This is a genomic window from Amycolatopsis sp. WAC 04182, from assembly GCF_003947465.1.
In the GTDB taxonomy this organism is placed as follows: Bacteria; Actinomycetota; Actinomycetes; order Mycobacteriales; family Pseudonocardiaceae; genus Amycolatopsis.
Genome location: NZ_QHJJ01000001.1, coordinates 174592 through 195851 on the forward strand (window position 1 = coordinate 174592; position 21260 = coordinate 195851).

General features: G+C 68.9%; 24 protein-coding genes. 16 read left to right on the forward strand and 8 right to left on the reverse strand.

Translation table 11 applies throughout. The features are described 5' to 3' along the window. The first annotated feature begins 99 nt into the window (after positions 1-99). A complete protein-coding gene (locus tag DMH01_RS00775; protein ID WP_125673199.1) occupies positions 100-960 on the forward strand; it encodes a putative RNA methyltransferase in 861 nt (286 codons plus the stop codon). Next, complete coding sequence (locus DMH01_RS00780; protein WP_125673200.1) at positions 960-1574, forward strand: (2Fe-2S)-binding protein; 615 nt, start codon at positions 960-962, stop codon at positions 1572-1574. The genes DMH01_RS00775 and DMH01_RS00780 overlap by 1 nt, the downstream gene beginning before the upstream one ends. A 345-nt stretch (positions 1575-1919) precedes the next feature. On the opposite strand, the gene DMH01_RS00785 is transcribed toward DMH01_RS00780, so the two are convergent. Beyond that, positions 1920-2219: a helix-turn-helix transcriptional regulator gene (locus DMH01_RS00785; RefSeq protein WP_219149820.1), complete on the reverse strand. Its 300-nt coding sequence runs from the start codon at positions 2217-2219 to the stop codon at positions 1920-1922. Positions 2220-2566: 347 nt separating this feature from the next. Here DMH01_RS00785 and DMH01_RS42625 point away from each other — a divergent pair, with 347 nt between their 5' ends. Genes DMH01_RS42625 through DMH01_RS42905 form a run of 8 tightly spaced genes read left to right on the forward strand, consistent with a single transcriptional unit; the run spans position 2567 to position 9942 of the window. Next, positions 2567-3376, forward strand: coding sequence for a hypothetical protein (locus DMH01_RS42625; protein ID WP_158633176.1), 810 nt, complete (start codon positions 2567-2569; stop codon positions 3374-3376). Between the two features lie 10 nt (positions 3377-3386). After that, positions 3387-4880, forward strand: coding sequence for a hypothetical protein (locus DMH01_RS00795; RefSeq protein ID WP_233621367.1), 1494 nt, complete (start codon positions 3387-3389; stop codon positions 4878-4880). Continuing rightward, positions 4877-5341: a hypothetical protein gene (locus tag DMH01_RS00800; RefSeq protein ID WP_125673202.1), complete on the forward strand. Its 465-nt coding sequence runs from the start codon at positions 4877-4879 to the stop codon at positions 5339-5341. Before DMH01_RS00795 ends, DMH01_RS00800 begins: the two co-directional genes overlap by 4 nt. Then, positions 5338-6708 (forward strand): hypothetical protein, encoded by a 1371-nt coding sequence (locus tag DMH01_RS00805; RefSeq protein ID WP_125673203.1) that lies wholly within the window; start codon positions 5338-5340, stop codon positions 6706-6708. Before DMH01_RS00800 ends, DMH01_RS00805 begins: the two co-directional genes overlap by 4 nt. A gap of 24 nt (positions 6709-6732) precedes the next feature. Beyond that, positions 6733-7914, forward strand: coding sequence for a hypothetical protein (locus DMH01_RS00810; protein ID WP_125673204.1), 1182 nt, complete (start codon positions 6733-6735; stop codon positions 7912-7914). A 54-nt stretch (positions 7915-7968) separates the two neighbouring features. Continuing rightward, entirely contained in the window at positions 7969-9258 is a 1290-nt protein-coding gene (locus DMH01_RS00815) for an O-acetylhomoserine aminocarboxypropyltransferase/cysteine synthase family protein (RefSeq protein ID WP_125673205.1), read from the forward strand. Then, the gene (locus DMH01_RS00820) at positions 9255-9731 is read left to right on the forward strand and encodes a CoA-binding protein (RefSeq protein ID WP_125673206.1); all 477 of its coding nucleotides are present in this window, start codon (positions 9255-9257) and stop codon (positions 9729-9731) included. Before DMH01_RS00815 ends, DMH01_RS00820 begins: the two co-directional genes overlap by 4 nt. Positions 9732-9765: 34 nt before the next feature. Then, positions 9766-9942, forward strand: a complete 177-nt coding sequence (locus DMH01_RS42905) for a hypothetical protein (RefSeq protein WP_167373560.1) — start codon at positions 9766-9768, stop codon at positions 9940-9942. On the opposite strand, the gene alc is transcribed toward DMH01_RS42905, so the two are convergent. Continuing rightward, positions 9933-10949 (reverse strand): allantoicase, encoded by a 1017-nt coding sequence (alc, locus tag DMH01_RS00825; protein WP_125673207.1) that lies wholly within the window; start codon positions 10947-10949, stop codon positions 9933-9935. The two genes, DMH01_RS42905 and alc, sit on opposite strands and share 10 nt — an antisense overlap. 1 nt (position 10950) lies before the next feature. Continuing rightward, positions 10951-12279 carry an allantoinase AllB gene (gene allB, locus DMH01_RS00830; RefSeq protein WP_125673208.1) on the reverse strand — a complete coding sequence of 443 codons (1329 nt, stop codon included), beginning with the start codon at positions 12277-12279 and terminating at the stop codon, positions 10951-10953. Between the two features lie 104 nt (positions 12280-12383). Here allB and DMH01_RS00835 point away from each other — a divergent pair, with 104 nt between their 5' ends. From DMH01_RS00835 to pucL, 4 genes are read left to right on the forward strand one after another with little or no spacing between them, the layout of a single operon-like run. Then, positions 12384-12860 carry a helix-turn-helix domain-containing protein gene (locus tag DMH01_RS00835; protein WP_125673209.1) on the forward strand — a complete coding sequence of 159 codons (477 nt, stop codon included), beginning with the start codon at positions 12384-12386 and terminating at the stop codon, positions 12858-12860. A gap of 58 nt (positions 12861-12918) precedes the next feature. Beyond that, positions 12919-13410 carry a 2-oxo-4-hydroxy-4-carboxy-5-ureidoimidazoline decarboxylase gene (gene uraD, locus DMH01_RS00840; protein WP_125673210.1) on the forward strand — a complete coding sequence of 164 codons (492 nt, stop codon included), beginning with the start codon at positions 12919-12921 and terminating at the stop codon, positions 13408-13410. Beyond that, positions 13407-13724, forward strand: a complete 318-nt coding sequence (gene uraH / locus DMH01_RS00845) for a hydroxyisourate hydrolase (RefSeq protein ID WP_125673211.1) — start codon at positions 13407-13409, stop codon at positions 13722-13724. The genes uraD and uraH overlap by 4 nt, the downstream gene beginning before the upstream one ends. Positions 13725-13730: 6 nt before the next feature. Further along, the gene (pucL, locus tag DMH01_RS00850; protein WP_125673212.1) at positions 13731-14609 is read left to right on the forward strand and encodes a factor-independent urate hydroxylase; all 879 of its coding nucleotides are present in this window, start codon (positions 13731-13733) and stop codon (positions 14607-14609) included. On the opposite strand, the gene DMH01_RS00855 is transcribed toward pucL, so the two are convergent. Beyond that, positions 14606-16111, reverse strand: coding sequence for an alpha/beta hydrolase (locus DMH01_RS00855; protein ID WP_125673213.1), 1506 nt, complete (start codon positions 16109-16111; stop codon positions 14606-14608). The two genes, pucL and DMH01_RS00855, sit on opposite strands and share 4 nt — an antisense overlap. A gap of 114 nt (positions 16112-16225) precedes the next feature. Continuing rightward, the gene (locus tag DMH01_RS00860) at positions 16226-17224 is read right to left on the reverse strand and encodes an SGNH/GDSL hydrolase family protein (protein WP_125673214.1); all 999 of its coding nucleotides are present in this window, start codon (positions 17222-17224) and stop codon (positions 16226-16228) included. A gap of 146 nt (positions 17225-17370) precedes the next feature. Between DMH01_RS00860 and DMH01_RS00865 the strand changes: the two genes are divergently transcribed. After that, the gene (locus DMH01_RS00865) at positions 17371-17922 is read left to right on the forward strand and encodes a TetR/AcrR family transcriptional regulator (RefSeq protein ID WP_125674271.1); all 552 of its coding nucleotides are present in this window, start codon (positions 17371-17373) and stop codon (positions 17920-17922) included. Between the two features lie 102 nt (positions 17923-18024). Then, positions 18025-18714: a hypothetical protein gene (locus tag DMH01_RS00870; RefSeq protein ID WP_125673215.1), complete on the forward strand. Its 690-nt coding sequence runs from the start codon at positions 18025-18027 to the stop codon at positions 18712-18714. A gap of 209 nt (positions 18715-18923) precedes the next feature. Here the strand turns inward: DMH01_RS00870 and DMH01_RS00875 are convergent, their stop codons facing one another. The 3 genes from DMH01_RS00875 to DMH01_RS00885 are packed head-to-tail and all read right to left on the reverse strand — an operon-like array spanning position 18924 to position 21259. Beyond that, the gene (locus DMH01_RS00875) at positions 18924-19295 is read right to left on the reverse strand and encodes a gamma-glutamylcyclotransferase (RefSeq protein WP_125673216.1); all 372 of its coding nucleotides are present in this window, start codon (positions 19293-19295) and stop codon (positions 18924-18926) included. Next, positions 19286-20728 carry an NCS2 family permease gene (locus DMH01_RS00880; protein WP_125673217.1) on the reverse strand — a complete coding sequence of 481 codons (1443 nt, stop codon included), beginning with the start codon at positions 20726-20728 and terminating at the stop codon, positions 19286-19288. The genes DMH01_RS00875 and DMH01_RS00880 overlap by 10 nt, the downstream gene beginning before the upstream one ends. A 36-nt stretch (positions 20729-20764) precedes the next feature. Beyond that, positions 20765-21259: a nucleoside deaminase gene (locus DMH01_RS00885; RefSeq protein WP_125673218.1), complete on the reverse strand. Its 495-nt coding sequence runs from the start codon at positions 21257-21259 to the stop codon at positions 20765-20767. Position 21260 lies beyond the last annotated feature (1 nt).

Genomic DNA, 21260 nt, shown 5'->3' on the forward strand with positions numbered 1-21260 from the left:
TTCACCCGCGTGAACTGTCGGTGCGGCGTTGTTACGTCCAGGTTTCCGGAGACCGGGTGCGTTCTGTCCGGTTGCGAAACCTCATGGTCGAATAGGTCCATGAACGCACGTGTATCCGGCCATGACCCGCTGCCACCGGAGATCGTCCGGTCTCTGCGGTGTTCGGTCTGCGGTGACCCGGTCGGGGTAACCGATCGCACGGTGCGTTGCGGGAGTGGCCACTCGTTCGACGTAGCGAAGCAGGGTTACGTCAATCTTCTGCACGCGCGCATCCCGGCCGGCACCGCGGACACAGCGCCGATGGTCGCGGCTCGCGTCGACCTCCTCTCGTCGGGTGTCTATCTGCCTCTTGCCGACGCGCTCGCGAAGGTGGCTTCGGACCACGTCGAGAGCGGGATGATCATCGACGCCGGGGCGGGCACCGGGTACTACCTGGCGCACGTGCTCGACGCCGTCCCCGCGGCGTACGGGCTGGCGCTCGACGTCTCCGCCGTCGCCCTGCGCCGGGCCGCTCGCGCACACGCGCGCGCGGGCGCGGCCGTGTGGAATCTGTGGGAACCCTGGCCGGTGGCGGATTCGAGCGCGTCACTCGTCCTCAACGTCTTCGCGCCCCGCAACGCCCCGCAGTTCCACCGCGTCCTGACCGCGGACGGGCTGCTGGTCGTCGCGACACCGAACCCAGGACACCTCGGGGAGCTGGGCGACCTGGTGATCTCCGTCGACGGCGGGAAGGACGCGCGGCTGGAGGACACCCTCGGCGAACGCTTCACCCGGGTCGACCGGCACGAGGTCACCCGGCGGGTGACGCTGGCGCCCGCCCAGATCCGCCAGGTCGTCGAGATGGGGCCGAGCGCCCACCACCTCCACCGCGACGGCCGCCGCGAACGCCTCGACGCGATCGACGCGCCGGTGGACGTCACCACCTCGTTCAGCGTCACGCTGTACCGGCCGGTGCCCTGATGGAGGCGCCCGCGACCCTGCTCGCCGACGCCGCATGGGTCAGCGCCCGCATCGGTGGGGCCGCGAAACTCTACAGCTGCTCGCGGCCCGAAGTGCTCGGCACGATTTGGTGGTATTCGCTGTCTTCCGTCCTCGTCGCGCCTTCCGTCGAGTCACTCGTACGTGGTGAACCACTGGACCCGTCGCTCGACGCCGTCACGATCGACCTCGTCCCGGACGGCCGCTTCACCGGCGCCCGGTCGTCACGGCTCCTCGACGGCGGCCTCGCCGAACTCGGCGCCGCGTTCGCCGGGACGCTGAGCACGGCGATCGGCACCATTTCGGCCGTCACGGGGGCGAATCCGCGCGCGCTCGGCGCGATCGCGACGGATTCGATCGGCAACCGCCTGCTGTGGACCGGCGACACCGCACGGGCGATCGAGCTGGCGGCACCGCTCGTGGCCGCGATCGGGCTCGGGATGCCGGAACCGCGGTTCTCCCGGATCGGGCGGAACACCGTGGTGCGCCGTGCTTCCTGTTGCCTGATCTACGAAGCGGGCAATCCGAAGTGCACCAGTTGTCCCCGGCAGACTCCTGAGGAACGGGACCGGCGGCTGCGCGCCGCGCTCGGTTAGTGCGTCGGTTTCGGTGCAGGAGGCCGGATCGCCGTTCCGTGAAGGACTCCTTGAGGGACCCAGAGTCCCCCGAAGTTCCCCTCACGAGCCTCGGAACATCGCTTTGAACCCCAGCAGCACCACCGACCACAATGGTGGCGCGTGAAGGACGCGGCAGCGTCGGACTGGCTCAAATCCGCAGAGCCCGCCGCACCGACCTGATGACGACCTAAGGGCCGAAGGCGCCCTTCGCCGCGTCAGACGAGGCGAAGGGAGCCTTCATCCCACCACCGCCCCCGCCCACGAACACGGCGCGTTCGTCCTTCTCCTCGAAGAGAACCCGAATCACCACACACACCGCCCCGTTCACACGGCGGCGAGATTCTCACCGGTCAGCGCGGCCACCATCGCCGCACGCGAGCCGACCCCCAGTTTGGTGAAGATCCGCCGCATATGCGCGGAAACGGTGTTCAGGCTGATTTCCAGGACGCCGGCGATCTGCTTGTTCGTATAGCCCCGGCCGACCATGCGCGCCACTTCGTGCTCGCGCGGGCTGAGCAGGTCGTGCGGCTCCGGCGCCACCGGCACGAGCAGGCATCGGACGCCGTGCTCGGTGACGTCGAGCAGTGGCTTCCGCTGCACGGCGGCGCCGTCGTTCAGTTCCATGACACGTCTGACGAGTGATCTCGCCAGGCTTCGTACGGCTTCGTCCTCCGTGACGACCGCCGCCTTCTGCCGTGCGAGGTCGTGTATCGATGAAGCAGGAAATCCCATCACCGGGCTCGTGGACATAGACCGGCCTCCCCCCTCTAGGTCTCCCTCCCTCTCTAGCAAACCCCTCCGACAGGAAAAGCGCATCGTCGATTTGTGTGACAAGTACGAACTAGTCGATTCATGTCACGCAGGAACGTGTGACTACCGGTGCTCACGGTGCACGGGCAGGCTCGGATCCGTGCTCACCGACGCACCGCGCCGGCGATCGCGGATTTTCACCGGAGCAGAGGAGAACGGTTATGAGCCGTGGCTATGCGGCAGTGGACGGCGAGCTGGAAGACGAGCTGAGCCGGGAACTCGAGGCCGAGTTCGAAAACGAACTCGAGGACGAACTGGAAGGCGAATTCGAGGACGAGGACGAGTTCGAAGACGAGCTCGGCGGCCTGGCCAGTGAGCTCGAAGACGAGCTGGAGGACGAGGTCTACGGCGAGTACGAGGACGAAGACGAATTCGAGTCCGAGTTCGAGGCCGTCGTCCGCGAACTCGAGGACGAGTTCGAACTGGAGTCCGAGGACGAGGACTTCGCGCATCCGGCGCGCCGGCAGTATCCCGACGCCGAAATGATGGCGCAGCTGGCCTTCCAGGCCGAGAACGCGGAGACCGAGGACGAGGCGGAGGCCTTCCTCGGCGCGCTCGCGCCGTTGGCGTTCCAGGCCGCGAAATGGGCGGCGCCGAAGATCATCAAGCACGGTCCGCAGCTGATCCGCGGCGCGGTCAATCTCGGTCGCAAGCTGTGGCGGAACCCGGCGACCCGTCGCGCCGTCCGGCACATCCCGAAGATCATCGGGCGCACCGCGCGCGACGTCGGGCGCCGGTACGCCGACGGCCGCCCGATCAACGCCAGGTACATCACGCGCAGGCTGGTCGGCCACACCGTGAACAGCGCGCAGAACGCGCCCGCGAACCGCCGGAGCCAGCAGCGCCGTCGCGGACGTCCCCAGCAGCGCCGTCGTCGCCCCGCCGCCCGCGGCGGACGCAAGACACAGTCTCGGGCCAGGGCGGGCGCCGCCCGTCGTGGCAAGGCGCGCGGCCGTGCGCGCCGCCGCTGAGTCTCTGTTGGTGAACCCGCGTCCGCGATCGACGTCGGCAGGGCGCGACCTGGCCTATCAGGTCGCGAAGGAGCTGAAGGCGCCCTGCCACCGCGATAGCGGGGCCTACGGCCGGGGCGGGTTCACCCGCAGGGGCGCTTTCCCGAACGGAACCTCAGCTCCGCCTACACGCTCTGAGGCGCTGCCCGCGGCATCCGGTGAATCGGCCTCGTCCACCGGGTTCCGGCGGGCGAGGCCGTCCGGGGAAGACGAGCTGACCGCTTGGCTGCTGTCCCAGGCCACCAACGTCGAACGGCATCTGGAGGCGCTGCGGCCGTTCCGCTGGTCGGAATTCGGCGACCCGGCCACCGGCCCGAGCCGGGCGCATCTCGCGGCGGTCAACCGGACGATGGCGACCTTGCGGAAACCGTTGTACTCCGCGACCCACGCGGTTCGCCGTGCCGCGGACGAAGCGGTGGCGCGGCGGGGTCAGGCCGAACTCGCGCGGCTGCTGCGGGCGAAGTCCCGGGCGCAGCGCTGGGTCAGGACCACCGAGCGGGTGTGGGACTTCTACCTCGATCTGTTCAACCAGCGGCAGGGCGCGTTCGCCCCGTGGCTGGTGGCGTGCGACCGGGTGGCGCTCGACTGCTATCAGTACGCCTATCTCGGGATCGGGCGGTGGCGGTCGATCCCGACCCCGCCACCGTTCTGCTACCTGCGCACCGGGTCCGGCCCAGCCACCTCGCGTCGCGGGATTCCGTTGCGGCGCCTGGGGAACCGGCTCAATCCCTTCCCACTGATCCAGCTTCCGTACCACCGGCTGGTGAACCCGTGGACGCTCGGCGCGGTGCTGCACGAGGTGAGCCACAACCTGCAGAACGATCTCGGCATCGCCAGGGCGATCCCGCTGCAGGTGGCGGCGAGGCTCGTCGAAGCGGGGGTGCCGCGGGAGGTGACCGGCGTCTGGGTCAGGTGGAACCGGGAGACGTTCGCCGACCTGTCCGCGTTGCTGCTGGGTGGCCCGGCGGTCGTCGGTTCGCTGTTCGACGTCATCGGACGCACCGAACTGGAAACGACGGGATTCGCTCCGCGCGCGGTGCACCCGGTGCCGTACCTCCGCGCGAAGATCTCGGTGGAGCTCTTGCGCCGCATGGGTTTCACCCGGCACGCGGAGTCGTACGCGGCGATGTGGCACAAGCTGTACCCGCGGGCGAAGCTGGTGAACGCGCCGCCGGCGCTGCTGAGGACGGCGGACAAGGCGATCCCCGTAGTGGTGGACGCGATGTGCTACACGTCGTTCCCCTCGCTGGGGCACCGCCCCCTGGCGAAGGTGCTGCGGTTCGAAGCCAAAGAACAGGCGATGATCGAAGAAGCCGCGGAAAGACTGGCCGATGGGGTCTCCCCCGGTGTGGTGCCGGAACGGTTCCTGATCGGCGCGGTCCGGTTCGCGCTCGACGAACGGATGGCACCGCCGAAACGGCTTTTCGGCTTCTTCATGGAAGAGCTCGGCAGGAGGGCGAGATGACGCTCGACACCGAATTCTCCCGGCTGGGCAAGGAAGTGAACCAGGTGGCCGCGTGCTGGCGGGCGTTGGAGATCAGCGTCGCCGAAGACCGGCCCGCCGGCGTCGGGCTCGCCGCGGCGGATCATCTCGCCGAGGTCGTCCTGGACGGCACCGGAGAGGTCGAGGCGGCCACACGCGCGACACAGCGCCCGGCGAGCGCGGAGTCGTTGCACACCACGGCGTCGTCGCTGCTGAACCTGCGACGGCGGGTGGACGGGCATTGCCGTTCGCACCACGCGGTCTCCGGGCTGCTGCGCGCGGTGCACGGACGGGAACAGGAATGGCGGGGCTGGGCGAAGAGCTTCCACGCCGGGGTGGACCAGTGCGCCGCCGCCTTGTCCTCGGCGGAGGACGTGATGGTGCGGTGCTGGCGTGAAGCAGTGGAACTGGCCGAATTCAAGGGATGTGGGGCGACCCGATGACGATCAACGACGACCGCGGTGCGACGTTGCCGCGCGCACAGGACATCGACAGCGCGTATCCGCTGTCGACCGGGCAGTACCCACCGCCGGCGGCGGCACCCGGCAAACTCGCCGAACAGACGATCAGCGACACGCTCGGCTGGAAATGGCGCGAAGGCGACACGAAGGGTTTCGTGGCCGCGCTGACCGGGAGCTTCGAGCTGAAAGAGGTCCAGGGGCGCACCGAGGCGAAATGGACTCCGCGCGGGTACGCGATCCAGGCCGACCTCGGCGCCGTCACCGGCGGCCAGGCCTCGCTCGCGGCGAGGGCCAGGAGCGCGGTCAAGGACTCGCTGGCGCTGCTCGATTCGCTCCGTCCACTGAGGACGGACGCGGATCCCGAGAACGGCGAGGGTTTCCGCGCGCTCGTCCGGCACGATCTCGAACAGATCCGGCAGGAGCTGGAGAGCCCGCTGATCCGGGTGGCCCGGGTCGATCAGCTCTTCCTGCTGCTGCTCGGGAACGGTGGTCTCGCGGTCGGCGCCGGAGACCGTACGCAAGGGCACCTCGGCCAGCTGAGGGACGAGTTCGGCCTGGTCTCGGGGAAGGTCAACACGATCGAGGAAGAACGGATCCAGACCTCCTTCATCACGCTGACGGATTGGGTGGTCTCGTTGTTCAGAGGCTGGCAGGACGCACGCGACAAGATCGACCCGTTCTCGCAGCCTGCCGGCGGTCAGCCGTTCTTCGGCCCCGCCGTGGTCGCCCTCTCCCGGCTGCTGTCCGCGACGGCGTCGCAGGTCGACGAGGTCGTCGCGATGCTGCGGTCGGTGTTCGTCCAGCAGGAGGACCTCGAAGTGCTCCGGGTCCCCGATCCGCAGGGCGGGACGATGTCGCTCGGCGGGCTGCTGCGCTGGATCCGCGAGTTCGCCACCTTCGAGGGCGGCAAGCTGATCGAGTCGGCGGGCAAGGAGGGCGTCGGCACGTCGTTCCTCCAGATCGCGACGCGGCTGCAGCGGATCGTGGCGAACCTTCCCCGGCAGAACACCGGCGGTCCCAACGGGGACGTGCCGGGCAACTTCCGCGCGTCGCTTCCTCCCGGCTTCTTCAGCTCCCGTGTGCAGCGGGCCATCGACGAACTCGACGACCATCTCCAGGAGGTCGTCCGGATCGCCGAGCCGATCGGCCGGGGAGGCTCGCCGTCATCGGCCGATCCGAACCCGCCCGCCCCGCCCACCCCCCAGCTCACGCCGCCGACCGGCCGGACGCCACCGGTGCCGTCGGTCGCCGAACTCCGTGAGGGGCACGGCATCCAGGAAGGGCAGGCACCACCCGAGGCGGAGGAACCGCCGAAACCCCGGACCCCGCGCAAGCGGACCGGGCAGTAGCCGGACCCGTACGGGAGGAAGACGATGGGCACGGAAAAGGAATACCGGGAACTCTTCGACCGGGTCGCGGCCCTGCGCGGCCAGGTCGCCGGGAAGCTCGCGAACGAACTGGGCAGCGATCCGAAACTCGGCGACGCGGTCCTCAAACAGCTGGACGACATGCTCACTGCGGTCGAGGCCGAGCAGCGGGGCAAACCGGGGCCCGCGGACGGCGGGATCGCGCAGCTCGTCGGTCTCGGCGACGGTTCGGCCGCGGATCTCGGCGCGACGGCGATGCCGCCGGGGGTCGACGCCTACGACGAGACGGTCGCCTCCGAACGGGTCATCGCGGTCGGCGACCTGTACTACCTGTACCAGCACGAACGGATCGGCGTGTTCCGTGTGGTGCAGAAGCTGCAGGAGCTGTTCCAGGGCGGCGCCATCCGGCTTTCGGACGGCCCCGGCGCTTTCGGGCTCTACCGGTTCGACCGGCGCGACGTCCTGCGCTACACCCGGCGGGACCGCGTCAGCGCGTATCGGCGCGTCCTCGGCTACGGCAAGGGACTCGGCTCGGCGAACTCGCGGCCGAACACCGATTTCCACCAGCTTTTCACCCAGTTCAGCAACCAGGTCGCGTTGTTCTGGCGGGACAAGCGGATCTCCGACGTCGTCCGCGAACGCGCGTACGACCCGAGTTTCGGCAGCGTGGCGGTCGTCCGGCGCAGCGGTCTCGACCTGCGGAACAACCTGAAGTTCACCTCGTACGGTCACCTGAACGTCCTGCGCGTCGAGGTCATGCAGCTGCTGACCGAGGCGTTCAAGATCCTCGGTTCGGAGGACGTGCTTGACCTGTTCGGCGCGGCCAACGCGTGGGACACCGTGGACGAGGTGCTGATCCGCTACTTCGATCAGCGGCTGGTGTCCTCGCCGCGCCAGCGGATGGCGGTCACCGGACGTCAGGTGCTGCGCTGGCTCGCGGCGCCGCACATCCTCGAGACCACCCGGTCCGAGTTCGAGGCGCTGCTGCTCGAAATCGCGGAGCCCGCCGAAGAGTGGCTGACGTCGGCGCAGTCCTTGCGACTGGCCGACCGGACGAACTCGCGAGAGGTCCTGCCCGCCGATCGGCAGCGGCCTGCCGGGGTCGCGGTCTCCCGTGAGCCGCGTCCGGTCACGCCGCGCCGGAACGGCCACCGCCCCGGCACGGTGATCACCCTGGACCGTAAATAGCCACGGGCTGGGAACGATGGCCACGGGGTGGGACGCGAGGTAGCGTCGGGCGCGATGAGTGAACGCACCTGGGGCTTCCGCACCCGCGCCCTGCACGCGGGCGGGACGCCCGATCCGGCGACCGGCGCCCGCGCCGTGCCCATCTACCAGACCACGAGCTTCGTCTTCGAGGACGCGGCGGACGCGGCGAACCTGTTCGCGCTGCAGAAGTACGGCAACATCTACAGCCGCATCGGCAATCCGACGGTCGCGGCCTTCGAGGAGCGCTTGGCCAGCCTCGAAGGCGCGATCGGCGGGGTCGCGACCAGCAGCGGTCAGGCCGCGGAGTTCCTGACCTTCTCCGCCCTCGCCGAGGCCGGCGACCATATCGTGTCGGCGGGCGGGCTCTATGGCGGGACGGTCACGCAACTCACCGGGACGCTCCGCCGCTTCGGTATCGAGACCACCTTCGTCGACGGAGACCGCATCGAGGACTACGCGGCCGCCGTCACCGACCGCACGAAGCTGATCTTCACCGAGGTCATCGGCAATCCCGGCGGCGGGATCGCCGACATCGCCGGGCTGGCCGAGCTCGCGCACGCGCACGACATCCCGTTGGTCGTCGACGCCACGCTGGCGACGCCGTACCTGTGCCGTCCGATCGAGCACGGCGCGGACATCGTGCTGCATTCGGCCACGAAGTTCCTCGGCGGGCACGGGACCACGCTGGGCGGTGTGGTCGTCGAGTCCGGGAAGTTCGACTGGGGCAACGGGAAGTTCCCGCGGATGACCGAGGTCGTCGAGAGCTACGGCGGCCTGAAGTACTGGGAGAACTTCGGCGAGTACGCGTTCTGCACCCGGCTCCGCGCCGAGCAGTTGCGCGACATCGGCGCGGTCCTTTCCCCGCATTCGGCCTTCCTCCTGCTGCAGGGGGTCGAGACGCTGCCGCAACGGATGGACGCGCACGTCGCCAACGCGCGAGCCGTCGCGGAGTACCTCGCGAACGACAGCCGGGTGGCCTGGGTGAACTACGCGGGCCTGCCGGATCATCCCCACCACGACCGCGCGAAGAAGTACCTGCCCGCCGGTCCGGGCGCCGTGTTCTCCTTCGGTGTCGACGGCGGCCGCGCGGCCGGGGAAACGTTCGTGAACTCCGTCGAGCTGCTGTCGCATCTGGCGAACGTCGGGGACGCGCGGACCCTGGTCATCCATCCGGCGTCCACCACCCACCAGCAGCTCTCCGAGGACCAGCTGCGCTCGGCGGGGGTGGGAGCGGATCTGATCCGCCTCTCGGTCGGGCTGGAGGACGTCGACGACATCCTGTGGGATCTCGATCAGGCACTCGGCAAGGCGGTGGCGGGATGACCTACGACGTCGGCGCGGTCGAACGCCGCCGCATCCTTTCGCGGACGAGGTCGGTGACCATCGTCGGCGCCTCGAACAACCCGGCGCGGCCGAGCTACTTCGTCGCGACATACCTGCTCTCCTCCAGCAAGTACGAGGTCACCTTCGTGAACCCGAGGCTGGACGAGCTCCTCGGCCGCCCGGTGTACCCGTCGCTGGCGGACGTGCCCGGCGAGGTCGACCTGGTCAGCGTCTTCCGCAAGCACGACGACCTCCCCGGCGTCGCCGAGGAGGTCGTCAAAGCCGGAGCGCGCACGCTCTGGCTGCAACTGGGCCTGTGGCACGAGCCGGTCGCCGACCGCGCGAAGGAGGCGGGCCTGGACGTGGTGATGAACCGCTGCGTCAAAATCGAGCACGCCCGGTTCGCCGGTGGGCTCCACCTCGCCGGTTTCGACACCGGTGTGATCAGCTCCCGCCGCCAGTCCGCCCCCTGACCAGCGCGACCGCCGCCCGTGAGAGGGTGGCGGCATGGCCAAACCGACGCCGCTGCAGATCAGGAACATCGTCATGGCGGTGCTCATGGTGGGTGCCCTGGTGTGGAACCTGTCGATCGGCGGCGCTTGGTGGCTCACCGCGATCTTCTCGATCGGCACCGTCCTCTCGCTGCTCTCCGCGTACCTGAACCGGCCCGGCGCTCAGCCCTGAGCGGCCTCGAAACGCGAAGCGAGATCCGCGCGGCCTCGTTCGGAAAGCGCTCCGAAAAGCCGTAGGCGCGCCATTCCGCCGTCGGGATAGATGTCGAGACGGACCTCGGTCACCTCGGGCCCCTCGGCGAGGGCGAACCGGTGCCGGGTGTCGGGCTGCAACCGCGTCTTCGGCAGGAGTTCGACCCATTCGCCGTCGCCGTCCCGGCCGCTGAGCGACGCCCAGCCCGGCGCGTTGCCCTTGAGGTTGCTGTTGTCCAGTTCGGCGAACCGGACGACGCCCGCGCCGGCGAGGCGCACCGTGACCCAGTCGTTCCCGTCGTCCCGGCGCCGCGCGGTCTCCCAGCCCTCGGCCTGATGCGCGGCGAGCCCCGGCGAGAAGAGGTTGTTGGGCGAGGAATAGAACATGTCGCTGCAGCCGGTGACCACCGCGCCGTTCTCCAGCGCGGCGAGGTCGAGCGCGCCGAGATCGAGCAGCCGCGGATCCGGGATCGGCGTGCCGTGCACCCGCAGCCGGGCCACCCCGCCGTCCGGATGCATGGTCAGCCGGACATGCGTGTAGCGCTTGCTCCCGCCGATCTCGAAGAAGTTCTCCGTGTGTCCCGCCGCCGCGCCGCGTTTCACGAGCACGTCCCAGTCCGCTCCGGCCAGTTCGGCGGCGTTGGGATAGCCGTCGACGGCGCACGCCTCGACCGAGACGAACGGCGGGTAGTTCCCCTTGAAGAACGCGGTGTCCACGATGACGCCGGTGATCGCGCCCGCCAGGCCGAGCCGGACGACGGCCTGGTCGTCGCCGGGCTCGCGGTGCCGCCGGGTCTCCCAGCCGTCGTAGACCTGGCCCTTGGGGCCGAAGGTCTCCGTCTGATGCGCGGGAACCCAGGGATTGACCAGGTTCTCCTTCTCGGCGAACAACTCGTCCGTCGCCCACATCACGGTCCCGCCGAACTTGCGCGAGGCCAGATCGGGCCGGGCTGTCCACTCAGGACGGTCGTTCACGGCATCCTCCATCTCAGCAGTCACCCCGGGTCAGCAGAACGCCTGCCGGGTCTTCACCGGTGATCTCCTCGCCTCGCAACCACGTGCTCCGGACGACACCGGCGAGCGGCCGTCCGTGGTAGGCGCTGACCGGGTTGCGGTGCTTCAGTTTCGCGACGTCGACGACGAAGGCCTCGTCGGGCGCGAACACGCTGAAGTCGGCGTCGTAACCCGGCGCGAGATGTCCCTTGCGCCGCATCCCCGCCTGCGCGGCCGGATGTTCCGCCATCCAGCGGACGACGTCGGTGAGGGCGAACCCGCGCTGCCTCGCCTGCGTCCAGACGGCGGGCAGGCCGAGCTGCAGACCGGCGATTCCGCCCCACGCGAGCCCGAAATCGCCACTGTCGAAGCGTTTCAGCTCCGGCGTGCACGGCGAATGGTCGGTCACCACGCAGTCGATGACACCGTCGGCGAGGCCCTTCCACAGCAGTTCGCGGTTCCCGGCCTCGCGGATCGGCGGGCAGCATTTGAACTGCGTGGCGCCGTCGCCGATCTCCTCCGCGGTGAAGCTCAGGTAGTGCGGGCAGGTCTCGGCGGTCAGCCGGACGCCGTCGCGCCGCGCGCTCTCGACCATCGGCAGCGCGTCCGAAGAGGACAGATGCAGGATGTGCGCGCGGACGCCGGTCTTCCTTGCCAACTCGATCACCTGCGCGATCGCCACGTTCTCCGCGCCCCGCGGCCGCGAGTGCAGGAAGTCTTCGTACTTCTCGCCGTGCGGATCGGGCGCGTGGTCGATCGCGTCGGAATCCTCCGCGTGCACGATGATCATGCCGTCGAAGGTCCGCAGTTCGGTCATCGCCTCTTCGAGCCCGCGCGCGTCCAGCGGCGGGAACTCGTCGACACCGGAATGCAGCAGGAACGACTTGAAACCGAAGACTCCGGCCTCGTGAAGGCCGCGGAGATTCGCGAGGTTGCCGGGAATCGCCCCGCCCCAGAACCCGACGTCTACGTGCACCCGCCCCTCGGCGGTCTTGCGCTTCACCTCCAGCGACGCGACGTCGACCGTCGGCGGCAGGCTGTTCAGCGGCATGTCCACGATCGTGGTGACCCCGCCCGCCGCGGCCGCGCGGGTCGCCGAGGCGAAACCCTCCCATTCGGTGCGGCCCGGATCGTTGACGTGCACATGCGTGTCCACGAGCCCCGGCAGCAGGACGACGTCCTCGCCGAGTTCGAGCACCCGGTCGCCGTCCAGATCCGCTCCGGCGGGCTCCACCGCGACGATGCGGCCCTTGTCCACACCGACGGTCGCGGGTACTTCGCCGGCGGCTGTCACAGCCCGGGCGGCCTTGATCACCAAGTCCATCTAGAGCCTCCAACTTCCACTGAGTGGAATCGAGGTTTCGCACTCCGACATTAACTCTGGCCACCCTGCTCGTCAACGAGCCCAGGCGGCGCTACCTTCGCTGGGTGCAGTTAGAAGCCGAGTTCACCAGCGAACCGTTCCACGGCGAGGGCCCGCCACCCGAGCATGCCGTCAAAGCCCGCGACACCGCGGAGGACGCGGGCCTGTCCGCCGACTTCGGCCCGCTCGGCACCCTCGTTCGCGGCGACGCCGACGCCCTCCTCGACGCGCTTCCCGCCATCGCCAGGGCGGCGCTGGACGGCGGCGCCACCCGGGTGACCCTCCAGCTCCGGCAGGTCGGCGACGAAACGACCGAGCCCGCCGTCGAATTGCACAGCGCGCTGGCCCGGCTCATCGGCGACGTCGAACGCGAACTCGGCGGCAAACTCGACACCCTCGACCGCGCCGCCAAGCAGCGCGCGGTGCGGCTGCTCAAGGAACGCGGCGCGTTCGGCCTCCGCAAATCGGTGTCGACCGTCGCCGAGGCGCTGGGGGTCACGAGGTTCACGGTCTACAACTACCTCAACCGGGACCAAGACTGAAGAGTGGATTCAACAAAATGTTGACGGCAGCGGAAGCGCCGCCGTACCGTCGGTTCCCGTGCCACTCACCATTCGAGAGTTCAACGAGGCTCCCGCTCAGGACGTCCGGCCGGCGCTGACCGCCTGCCTCGACGTCCCACGCTGGGTGGAAACCCTGCTGGCCAGGCGCCCGTACGCCGACCTCGCCGCTTTGCTCGCCACAGCCGAGGCGCTCGCCCCGTTGCGTCCCGAAGAGATCCGGCGCGCCATGGCCGCCCATCCCCGGATCGGGGAGAAAGCGGACGGGAAAAGCACCGAAGCGGGCTGGTCCCGCTCGGAACAGTCCGGTGTGGACGGTGACGCGGCGCGCGAGTTCGCCGCGGCCAACGCCGAATACGAAGCGACGTTCGGCCATGTCTTCCTGGTCTGCGCGAGTGGCCGGAGCGGCGCCGAGCTGCTGGAAAACCTGCGTTCGAGGCTTTCGAACGACCCCGAAAAGGAACTCGAAGTGGCCGGTCAAGAGCTGGCCGAGATCGCCGCGCTGCGGCTGGAGAAGGCGGTGACGGCATGAGCCTCGTGACCACGCACATCCTCGACACCGCCGCGGGACGGCCGGCGGCCGGCGTCGGGGTCCGGCTCGAAACCGGCGCGGGCGACCCCGTCGCCGAAGGGCGGACCGACGCCGACGGCCGGATCCGCGACCTCGGCCCGGACACCCTGGAACCCGGGGTCTACCGGCTGGTCTTCGACACCGGCGCCCACCTCGGCCCGGGATCCTTCTTCCCCGAAGTCACCCTGACCTTCCGCATCGCCGACGGGACCGAGCACCACCACGTGCCGTTGCTGCTGAGCCCGTTCGCCTATTCCACCTATCGAGGGAGCTGATCGCCCGTGGCCATCACCCTGGGCCCCAACCAGTACGGCAAGGCCGAAGTCCGGCTCGTCACCGTCCAGCGCGAAGGCAGCGTGCACCACCTCAAGGACCTCACCGTTTCGACGTCGTTGCGCGGCGATCTCGCGGCAACGCACCTCACCGGCGACAACGCCGACGTCGTCGCGACCGACACCCAGAAGAACACCGTCTACGCCTTCGCCAAGGAAGCCCCGGTCGGCGAGATCGAGGACTTCGCACTGCGGCTCGGACGCCATTTCGTCGGCTCGTTCGAGCACATCACCGGCGCCCGGATCCTGATCGACGAACACGGCTGGAACCGCATCTCCGGCCACGACCACGCGTTCTCCCAGGCGGGCAGCGAAAAGCGGACGACCGCCGTGACCGTGCAGGGCGACCAGGCCTGGGTGGTGTCCGGTTTGGACGATCTCGTGGTGCTCAAGTCGACCGGCTCGGAGTTCCACGGCTTCCCGCGCGACGAGTACACGACGCTGGCCGAGACGAACGACCGGATCCTCGCCACCGCCGTGACCGCGCGCTGGCGCTACCAGGGCGACGGGATCGACTGGGCCACGAGCCACGCCGAAGTGCGGCGGATCCTGCTGGAGACCTTCGCGGACAAGCACAGCCTCTCCCTGCAGCAGACGCTGTACGCGATGGGAGAGGCTGTGCTCAAGGAACGCGAAGAGGTGGCCGAAGTCCGGCTTTCGCTGCCGAACAAGCACCACTTCCTGGTGGATCTGTCACCGTTCGGACTGAAGAACGACAACGAGGTCTTCTACGCCGCCGACCGTCCGTACGGCCTGATCGAGGGTGTCGTCCTCCGTGATGACGCCGAGGACGCAGGCCTGGCCTGGCACACCCTCGCCGCCTTCTAGGGCACCGGCAGCGGCATACCGGGGACGCTCTGGTCGGCGGGAACGACCCCGTCGACCAGGAACGCGTTCACGATCTTGTCCACCGCGGGGTTCCCGTCCGCGTAGAGCCCGTGGTCGCCCTCACCGGTCACGGTCAGCATGCGCGAGTTCGCGAACCCCGCGTGCGCCTTCCGGGCGCCCTCGATCGCCGTGGCCGGGTCGTGCTCGGAGTGGACGATCAGCACCGGCGGGACCCCTTTGCCGTCCAGTTTCGGCAGCGGACGCGGTTCCTTGTCCCAGAACAGGCAGACCGAGGCGTTCAACGTGCCGCCGCCCGCCAGGAGCAGACCGCGGTCGAGGTTCCGCTGCGAAGCGCGGATCAGCGACTCGCGGGTGCCGGTGAAACGCCCTTCGCCACAGACGGTGTTCCAGAAGGTGGCGTCCGCCGCGTCGGACTGGTCACCCGCGGCCTCGACAGCGGCCTTGGCCTCGGGCTTGGCCTGCTGGTTCTCCATCGCGTCCCGGACCTTGACCAGCAGATCGGCCAGCGCCGGGAAGGTCGCCTTCTTGTAGAGCAGGTAGATGATGGCGGTGTCGAGTTCCATCGGCCCGGTCCCGTCCATCGGGTTGCGGGACAAGGCATAACGGACCCGCTCGTAGGTCTGCCGGACCTCTTCGCCGTTGGTGCCGAAGTGGTACTTCGCGTCGTACCGCGCCATCCACGGCAGGAAGTCCTGCCGCCAGCGTCGTTCGAAACCGACCGGCTGCCGGTCGAACGTCTTCTGCCAGTCCGTGGTGAACTCCGTCGAGGAGTCCAGCACGAACCGCCCGGTCCGCTGCGGGAACTGCTGGGCGTAGTGCGCTCCCAGCCAGGTGCCGCCCGAGTACCCGACCCAGTTGATCTTCTCCCGGCCGAGCAGGGCCCGGAGCAGGTCGAAGTCCCTGATCGTCTGGTAGGTGGTGATCAGCGGCCCGAGTTCGCCGCCGGCGCTCTGACAGGACTTGGCCGCGTACTCGGCGTTCGCCAGGATCTGGTCCAGATTGCGCGGATCCCGGTCGCGCGGATCCAGCTTCCGGATGCCGTCGACGGCTCCCCGGCAGGTGACGTTGGTGCTCTTGCCGGTCCCGCGCACGTCGATGCCGATGATGTCCTGGTGCTCGCGCAGTTTTTCCTGCCCGCGGAACATCGTCGGCTGCCAGCGGCCGGCGCCGCCCGGCCCACCAGGGTTGGTGAGCAGCGAGGCCGTCGACGGCCCGGTGGACTTCAGCCTGCTGACCGCGATGGTCAGATCCTGCCGCTCCCCCGCCCGGTCCCAGTCCCGGGGAGTGCGGAACGTCGAGCATTCGAGCCCGCTGATGTCGGTGCCCGGCGGCAACGAGATCAGGTCCGATTCGGCGCAGGGATGCCAAACCAGCTTCTGCTCGGCGTAGTGGGCCGGGACGCTCGCCGAAGCCGGTGTGGCTCCGGCGAGCAGCCCGCCCACGATCACCGGGAGCATCCCGGCTGCCAAGAGCCGCTTCATGTTCTTCCCCCTTCTTCCTTGGATTCCCAACGGCTCACGACGCTAGGGCCGGGCACACCACGCGGACATCGACCGCAGGTAGCGCCGGAAGGTGAACCAAGGATCGAGGGACGGCTAGGACCGAGGCACAAGTCCCGCCGCGGTGGCCTTGCGCTGGAGTTCGTCCGTGGTGGTCGCGTTCCGCGCGTCCGGGGCCTTCGTGGAGACCGCGGTGGTTCCGCCCAGCGCCTTGAAGATCAGGTCGGCTTCGGCCTTCATGCCCGCCGCGTACGGGTGATAGGCCACCGCCCGGAACAGGTCGGTGGTCTTGCCGCTCACCCAGGCCGCGTCACCCGAACAGGCGTCGTGACCGAGGCTCGGCCCATAGGTGTCGACGTAGCGGGCGCCCTGTTTGTGGGCGGCCGTCGACACGGCCTTGTTGAGCGCGCGCTCGACCTCGTCGGCCCAGGCGTAGTCACCGTCGGCGAACGGGACCACGCTGGGGCAGTAACCCGTCGGGGGCACGATCCGCGGGTAGCCGACCAACACGATCGTGGCGGCAGGCGAACGCTCCCGGACCCCCTTGACCACCCGTTCGAGGTTCCGCTCGGTGTTCCGGAGAGCGGCGAGCAGGGTGTCGGTCCCGTTGATCGTGAAGTGGTCCTTGCACGGTGAGCCGGTCGGATCGCTGTCGCGCAGTTCGGGACACGTACCGACCAGGCTGCCGAAGACGCCGTAGTCGTTGCCGCCGATGCCGATGGTCACCAGGTCGGTGTCCAGCGTCAGCGCGTCGAACTGCGGCGGCGCGCTGGCGAGGGCCAGGCTCGGCGAGGGCACCGTCTGCGGCTTCGTCATGTTCGTGGTGTCCGCCGACGAGCAGCTGACGTCGGTGAAGGCGCCCGCTTTGGAGTAAAGCCCGAGCTTGGTGGCGAGCCAGGCCGGATAGTTGTTGTTCGACCGGAAGCACCAGCTCGCCTGCTGCCACGGGATCAACGGGCCCGCGGTGTAGGAGTCGCCGAGAGCGACGTACTTGCGGAAGGACGGGGTCTCCGCGGCGTTCGCCGGTGTCACCGAACTCGCTAGAGAGACGACAGCCACCAGGGTGGCGAGGACAAGTCGGGCGGTACGGCGCATGGCGACCTCGTGATCCGTCGTTGGACTACCGGCCGATCCTGGCAAGTTCCCACCGCGGTCCACAATAGAAGTGAGCATCTTTCACGTTTCAGGGGTTAGATAGAACGCTCTATCATGGCGAAGTGACTGGAACGCGGGAACGCATCGTGAACGCCGGCGCCGAGCTGCTCCGGCGCAACGGGTACACCGGCACCGGGGTGAAGCAGATCGTCGAAGCCGCGAAAGCGCCGTTCGGCTCGCTGTACCACTTCTTCCCCGGCGGCAAGGAACAGCTCGGTGAGGAGGTCATCCGCACCTCGGGGATGATGTACCTCGCGTTGTTCGAGATCTTCTTCGCCGACGAACCGGACCTCGTCCACGGTATCGAGGCGTGCTTCGCCAGCGCCGCCGAGACCCTGAAGGCGACCGACTACGCCGACGCGTGCCCTATCGCGACGGTCGCGCTGGAAGTCGCCAGCACCAACGAGAAGCTGCGGATCGCGACGGCCGACGTCTTCACGGCGTGGATCGAGACGGGCGCCGAGAAGCTGAGCAAGTACGGCCTCGAACCGGAAGCCGCGCGGCGCCTCACGATCGCTTTGGTGAACAGCCTCGAAGGCGCGTTCGTGTTGAGCCGTTCGCTGCGTAACACCGAAGCGCTCGAGGTCGCGGGCGCCTCGTCGGTGGCCTTCGCGCGCACATTGCTCCCCGCTGCGTGAAGCACCGACGGCAGGCTTCTGAACACCGGGATTTACCCGCAACGGACAACGGCTTCCGGCCGACCTAGCGGTCGCCAACACCGGAATCCGTTTGGGGAGCCCATGATCATCAGGAAGCTCGTGATCGGCACCATCGCCGCGGCCGCACTGCTCACCGCGGGCGCGGTACCCGCGACCGCCGCCGAGGTCCAGCCGTCCACCCTCACCACGACCGCCGGCAGCACGCGGATCGACGCCGGGCAGAGCGTCACGATCTCCGGGAAGCTCATCAAGGCCGACGCCACTCCGATCGCGGGCGCCGAGGTCGGCATCTCGTTCTGCTTCAACGGCTTCTGCGGCGAGGCCCAGGCCAAGCCGGTCACCGACGCCGCCGGCGCGTACAGCGCGACACTGACCCCGATCCGCACCGGCCACTACCGCGCCGACTTCTTCTCGGCCGACCCGTCGATCGCGAACTCGGGCGCCGACACCGCGAAGATCGTCGTGCTCCACCCGGCGGAGATCACGTCCTTCGCGGCGGGCCGGAACGCGGCCAAGGCCGTCACCGCGTCCGGCACCATCGAATTCCCCGGCCGGTACACCGCGAACCCGATCCCGGTCGAACTCCAGTACTTCTCGTTCAGCACCTACCGCTGGACCACGGCGGCGACGGTCACCGCCACCTGGAACGGCACCACCTGGGCCTTCGCGGCTTCGGCCGAACACCGCAAACCCGGCGCCTGGCGGGCCTTCTACGCGGGTTCGCCCGAGATGTTCCACGCTGCGGCGAGCGACCTCGTCTTCGTGCTCTGACCTTCCCCCGAACTCGCGTGATCATTGAGGAGTGACGCAGAGGTGCCGGGTCGCGGGGATTCGCTCGCGACCGTGTCGCGAAAGTGGCTTTCGCAACCCGCCACCTTTGCCTTACCCCTTGATAAAGGCGACACTCGCGTGATCAGCGGCGTAACTCACGTGTTCGCCGTTCAATCACGCGAGTTACGCCTCCAATCACGCGTGTGTCGCTAACGGGACGCGAGATACGCCCGCCAGTCCCCCACAGAGGAGATGTCCGTCAGTTCTGGAGAGTCCACATAGGACGAACGGAGGACGGTGGCGAGGCAGGCGGCGCCGTCCTCCAGTTCGACGACGCCCAGCTCCAGTTCCGGTGGTTCGGCCGGGACGAGGTGGTCCCGCAGCACCGTGAGCGGCAGGTCGTAGACCTCGCCCACGACGGACGCGGAACCGCCCTCGTGCATCGCCGGGAACCGGTCGCCCACGGAGAAGTACTGGTACTTGGGCGCGGAGCGGGCAACGCAGCACAAGGGCGCGCCCTGCAACTGTTCGTGCAGCGGACCGCCGCGCATCCCGCCGCCGTTGAGGAACATCAGAACCACGACATGATCCCTTCGATCCCGAAGTACACCCCGAACACCGCGGCCAGGATCCCGAGGATCCAGCCGATCTCGCGGATCTTGCCCTTGCAGATCTTGATCAGCACGTAGGCGACCAGCCCGGCGCCGATCCCGTTGGTGATCGAGTAGGTGAACGGGATCAGCGCGATGGTCAGGAACACCGGGATCGCGAAATCCAGGTCCTGCCAAGGGATCCGGCGGCACTGCGCCATCATCATGCCGCCGATGACCACCAGCGCGGGCGCCGCGGCCTGCGCCGGGACGACGGCCGCGATCGGCGTCAGGAACAATGTGGCGGTGAACAACCCGCCGGTGACGATGCTCGCCAGCCCCGTCCGCGCGCCTTCCCCGACGCCTGCGGCCGATTCGAGGAACACGGTGTTCGGCGCCGATCCGGTGACGCCGCCCGCCAGCGCGCCTGCGCCGTCGACCAGCAGGATCCGGCCCATCCCCTCGACCTTGCCGTTCTTGACCAGCCCCGCCTCCTCCGAGACGGACGTGATCGTGCCCATCGCGTCGAAGAAGCCGGACAGCACCAGCGTGAACAGGAACACCGCCGCCGTCACCGCGCCCGCCGACCCGAACCCGCCGAAGAGGTCGATGTCGCCCAGCAGACTGAAATCGGGATGCGCCACGACCTGGTCAGGCACCTTGGGTTCGACCAGCCCCCAGCCTTCGACGTGGAACACGCTGTTGATCAGCACCGCGAGCCCGGTCGCGACCGCGATGCTGATCAGCACCGCGCCCGGCACCCCGCGGCTCACGAGCACGATCATCAGCAGCAACCCGAGGCAAAAGATCGCGATCGGCCAGCCTTCGAGGTGGCCGGCGATCCCCATCCGCACCGGCACCGTCGACTGGGCGGAGTCCGGTGTCCTGGTCACGAATCCCGCGCTGACCAGGCCGACCAGCGCGATGTAGAGCCCGATGCCGACGGTGATCGCGACCTTGAGCGCCATCGGGATCGCGTTGATGATCCGTTCCCGGATGCCGGAAACGGCCATCAGCACGATGCAGAAGCCTTCGAGGACGACGAGCCCGAAGGCCTGCGCCCACGTCATGGCCGGCGCCATCTGGAAGGCGACGACACCGTTGACGCCGAGACCGGCCGCGAGCGCCAGCGGCGCGTTGCCGACCAGTCCCATCAGGATCGTGGTGACCCCCGCCGCCAGCGCGGTCGCGGTCGTGATCGCCTCGGTGCTCAGCCGGGCGCCGGTGATGTCGGCCGACGCGCCGAGGATGAGCGGGTTGAGCAGCACGATGTAACACATCGCGACGAACGTGGTGATCCCGCCGCGCACCTCGCGGCCGATCGTGCTGCCGCGGTGGGAGATCTTGAACCAGCGGTCCAGCCCGGACAGCCGCCTCGGCTCGGGCGAGGGCAGGTGGGGACGCTCGGTACCTAATTGGGTCATGCCTACTCCACAACGTTGTGGGGCGGGAAGAGTTTCTCAGTAGGCCTTCTTGTCGGGTTTCGACAACCAGGCCTGGAAAGGCGCGAAAGAGTCCGGAAGGGACAGTTGGCCGACGGGTAGTGACCAGGTCTCGCGCGGGCGGGAAAAGAGGTCGTAGAACTCGCGGTCGTCGAAGCCCGCCTCGGCCGCGTCGTGGCGGTCCGCGGCGTAGACGACCTTGCCGACACGCGCCCAGAGCGCGGCGGAAAGGCAGAGCGGGCAGGGCTCGCAGGAGGTCACGAGGACGCAGCCGTCGAGTTTGTGGTCGCCGATCGCCTGGCAGGCCGCGCGGATCGCGACCACCTCGGCGTGCGCCGTCGGATCCAGCGTCGGGGTCACCTGGTTGGTCCCGGTGGCCAGCACCGAACCGTCCCGGACGATCATCGCGCCGAACGGGCCGCCGCCGCGCTCGACGTTCGAGGTGGCCAGCTGGACGGCCTCGGCGAGCCATTTCTGCTCGTCGGACTCCGAAATGGACAGACGGGTACCCACG

Coding starts and splice junctions, on each gene's coding strand:
- DMH01_RS00880 (WP_125673217.1), bottom strand. CDS start 20,728: ATGACCCAATTAGGTACCGAGCGTCCCCACCTGCCCTCGCCCGAGCCG.
- DMH01_RS00820 (WP_125673206.1), top strand. CDS start 9,255: ATGACCTACGACGTCGGCGCGGTCGAACGCCGCCGCATCCTTTCGCGG.
- uraH (WP_125673211.1), top strand. CDS start 13,407: ATGAGCCTCGTGACCACGCACATCCTCGACACCGCCGCGGGACGGCCG.
- DMH01_RS00860 (WP_125673214.1), bottom strand. CDS start 17,224: ATGCGCCGTACCGCCCGACTTGTCCTCGCCACCCTGGTGGCTGTCGTC.
- DMH01_RS00780 (WP_125673200.1), top strand. CDS start 960: ATGGAGGCGCCCGCGACCCTGCTCGCCGACGCCGCATGGGTCAGCGCC.
- DMH01_RS00815 (WP_125673205.1), top strand. CDS start 7,969: ATGAGTGAACGCACCTGGGGCTTCCGCACCCGCGCCCTGCACGCGGGC.
- alc (WP_125673207.1), bottom strand. CDS start 10,949: ATGGAGGATGCCGTGAACGACCGTCCTGAGTGGACAGCCCGGCCCGAT.
- DMH01_RS00855 (WP_125673213.1), bottom strand. CDS start 16,111: ATGAAGCGGCTCTTGGCAGCCGGGATGCTCCCGGTGATCGTGGGCGGG.
- DMH01_RS00785 (WP_219149820.1), bottom strand. CDS start 2,219: ATGGAACTGAACGACGGCGCCGCCGTGCAGCGGAAGCCACTGCTCGAC.
- DMH01_RS00775 (WP_125673199.1), top strand. CDS start 100: ATGAACGCACGTGTATCCGGCCATGACCCGCTGCCACCGGAGATCGTC.
- DMH01_RS42905 (WP_167373560.1), top strand. CDS start 9,766: ATGGCCAAACCGACGCCGCTGCAGATCAGGAACATCGTCATGGCGGTG.
- DMH01_RS00810 (WP_125673204.1), top strand. CDS start 6,733: ATGGGCACGGAAAAGGAATACCGGGAACTCTTCGACCGGGTCGCGGCC.
- DMH01_RS00870 (WP_125673215.1), top strand. CDS start 18,025: ATGATCATCAGGAAGCTCGTGATCGGCACCATCGCCGCGGCCGCACTG.
- DMH01_RS42625 (WP_158633176.1), top strand. CDS start 2,567: ATGAGCCGTGGCTATGCGGCAGTGGACGGCGAGCTGGAAGACGAGCTG.
- allB (WP_125673208.1), bottom strand. CDS start 12,279: ATGGACTTGGTGATCAAGGCCGCCCGGGCTGTGACAGCCGCCGGCGAA.
- DMH01_RS00805 (WP_125673203.1), top strand. CDS start 5,338: ATGACGATCAACGACGACCGCGGTGCGACGTTGCCGCGCGCACAGGAC.
- DMH01_RS00800 (WP_125673202.1), top strand. CDS start 4,877: ATGACGCTCGACACCGAATTCTCCCGGCTGGGCAAGGAAGTGAACCAG.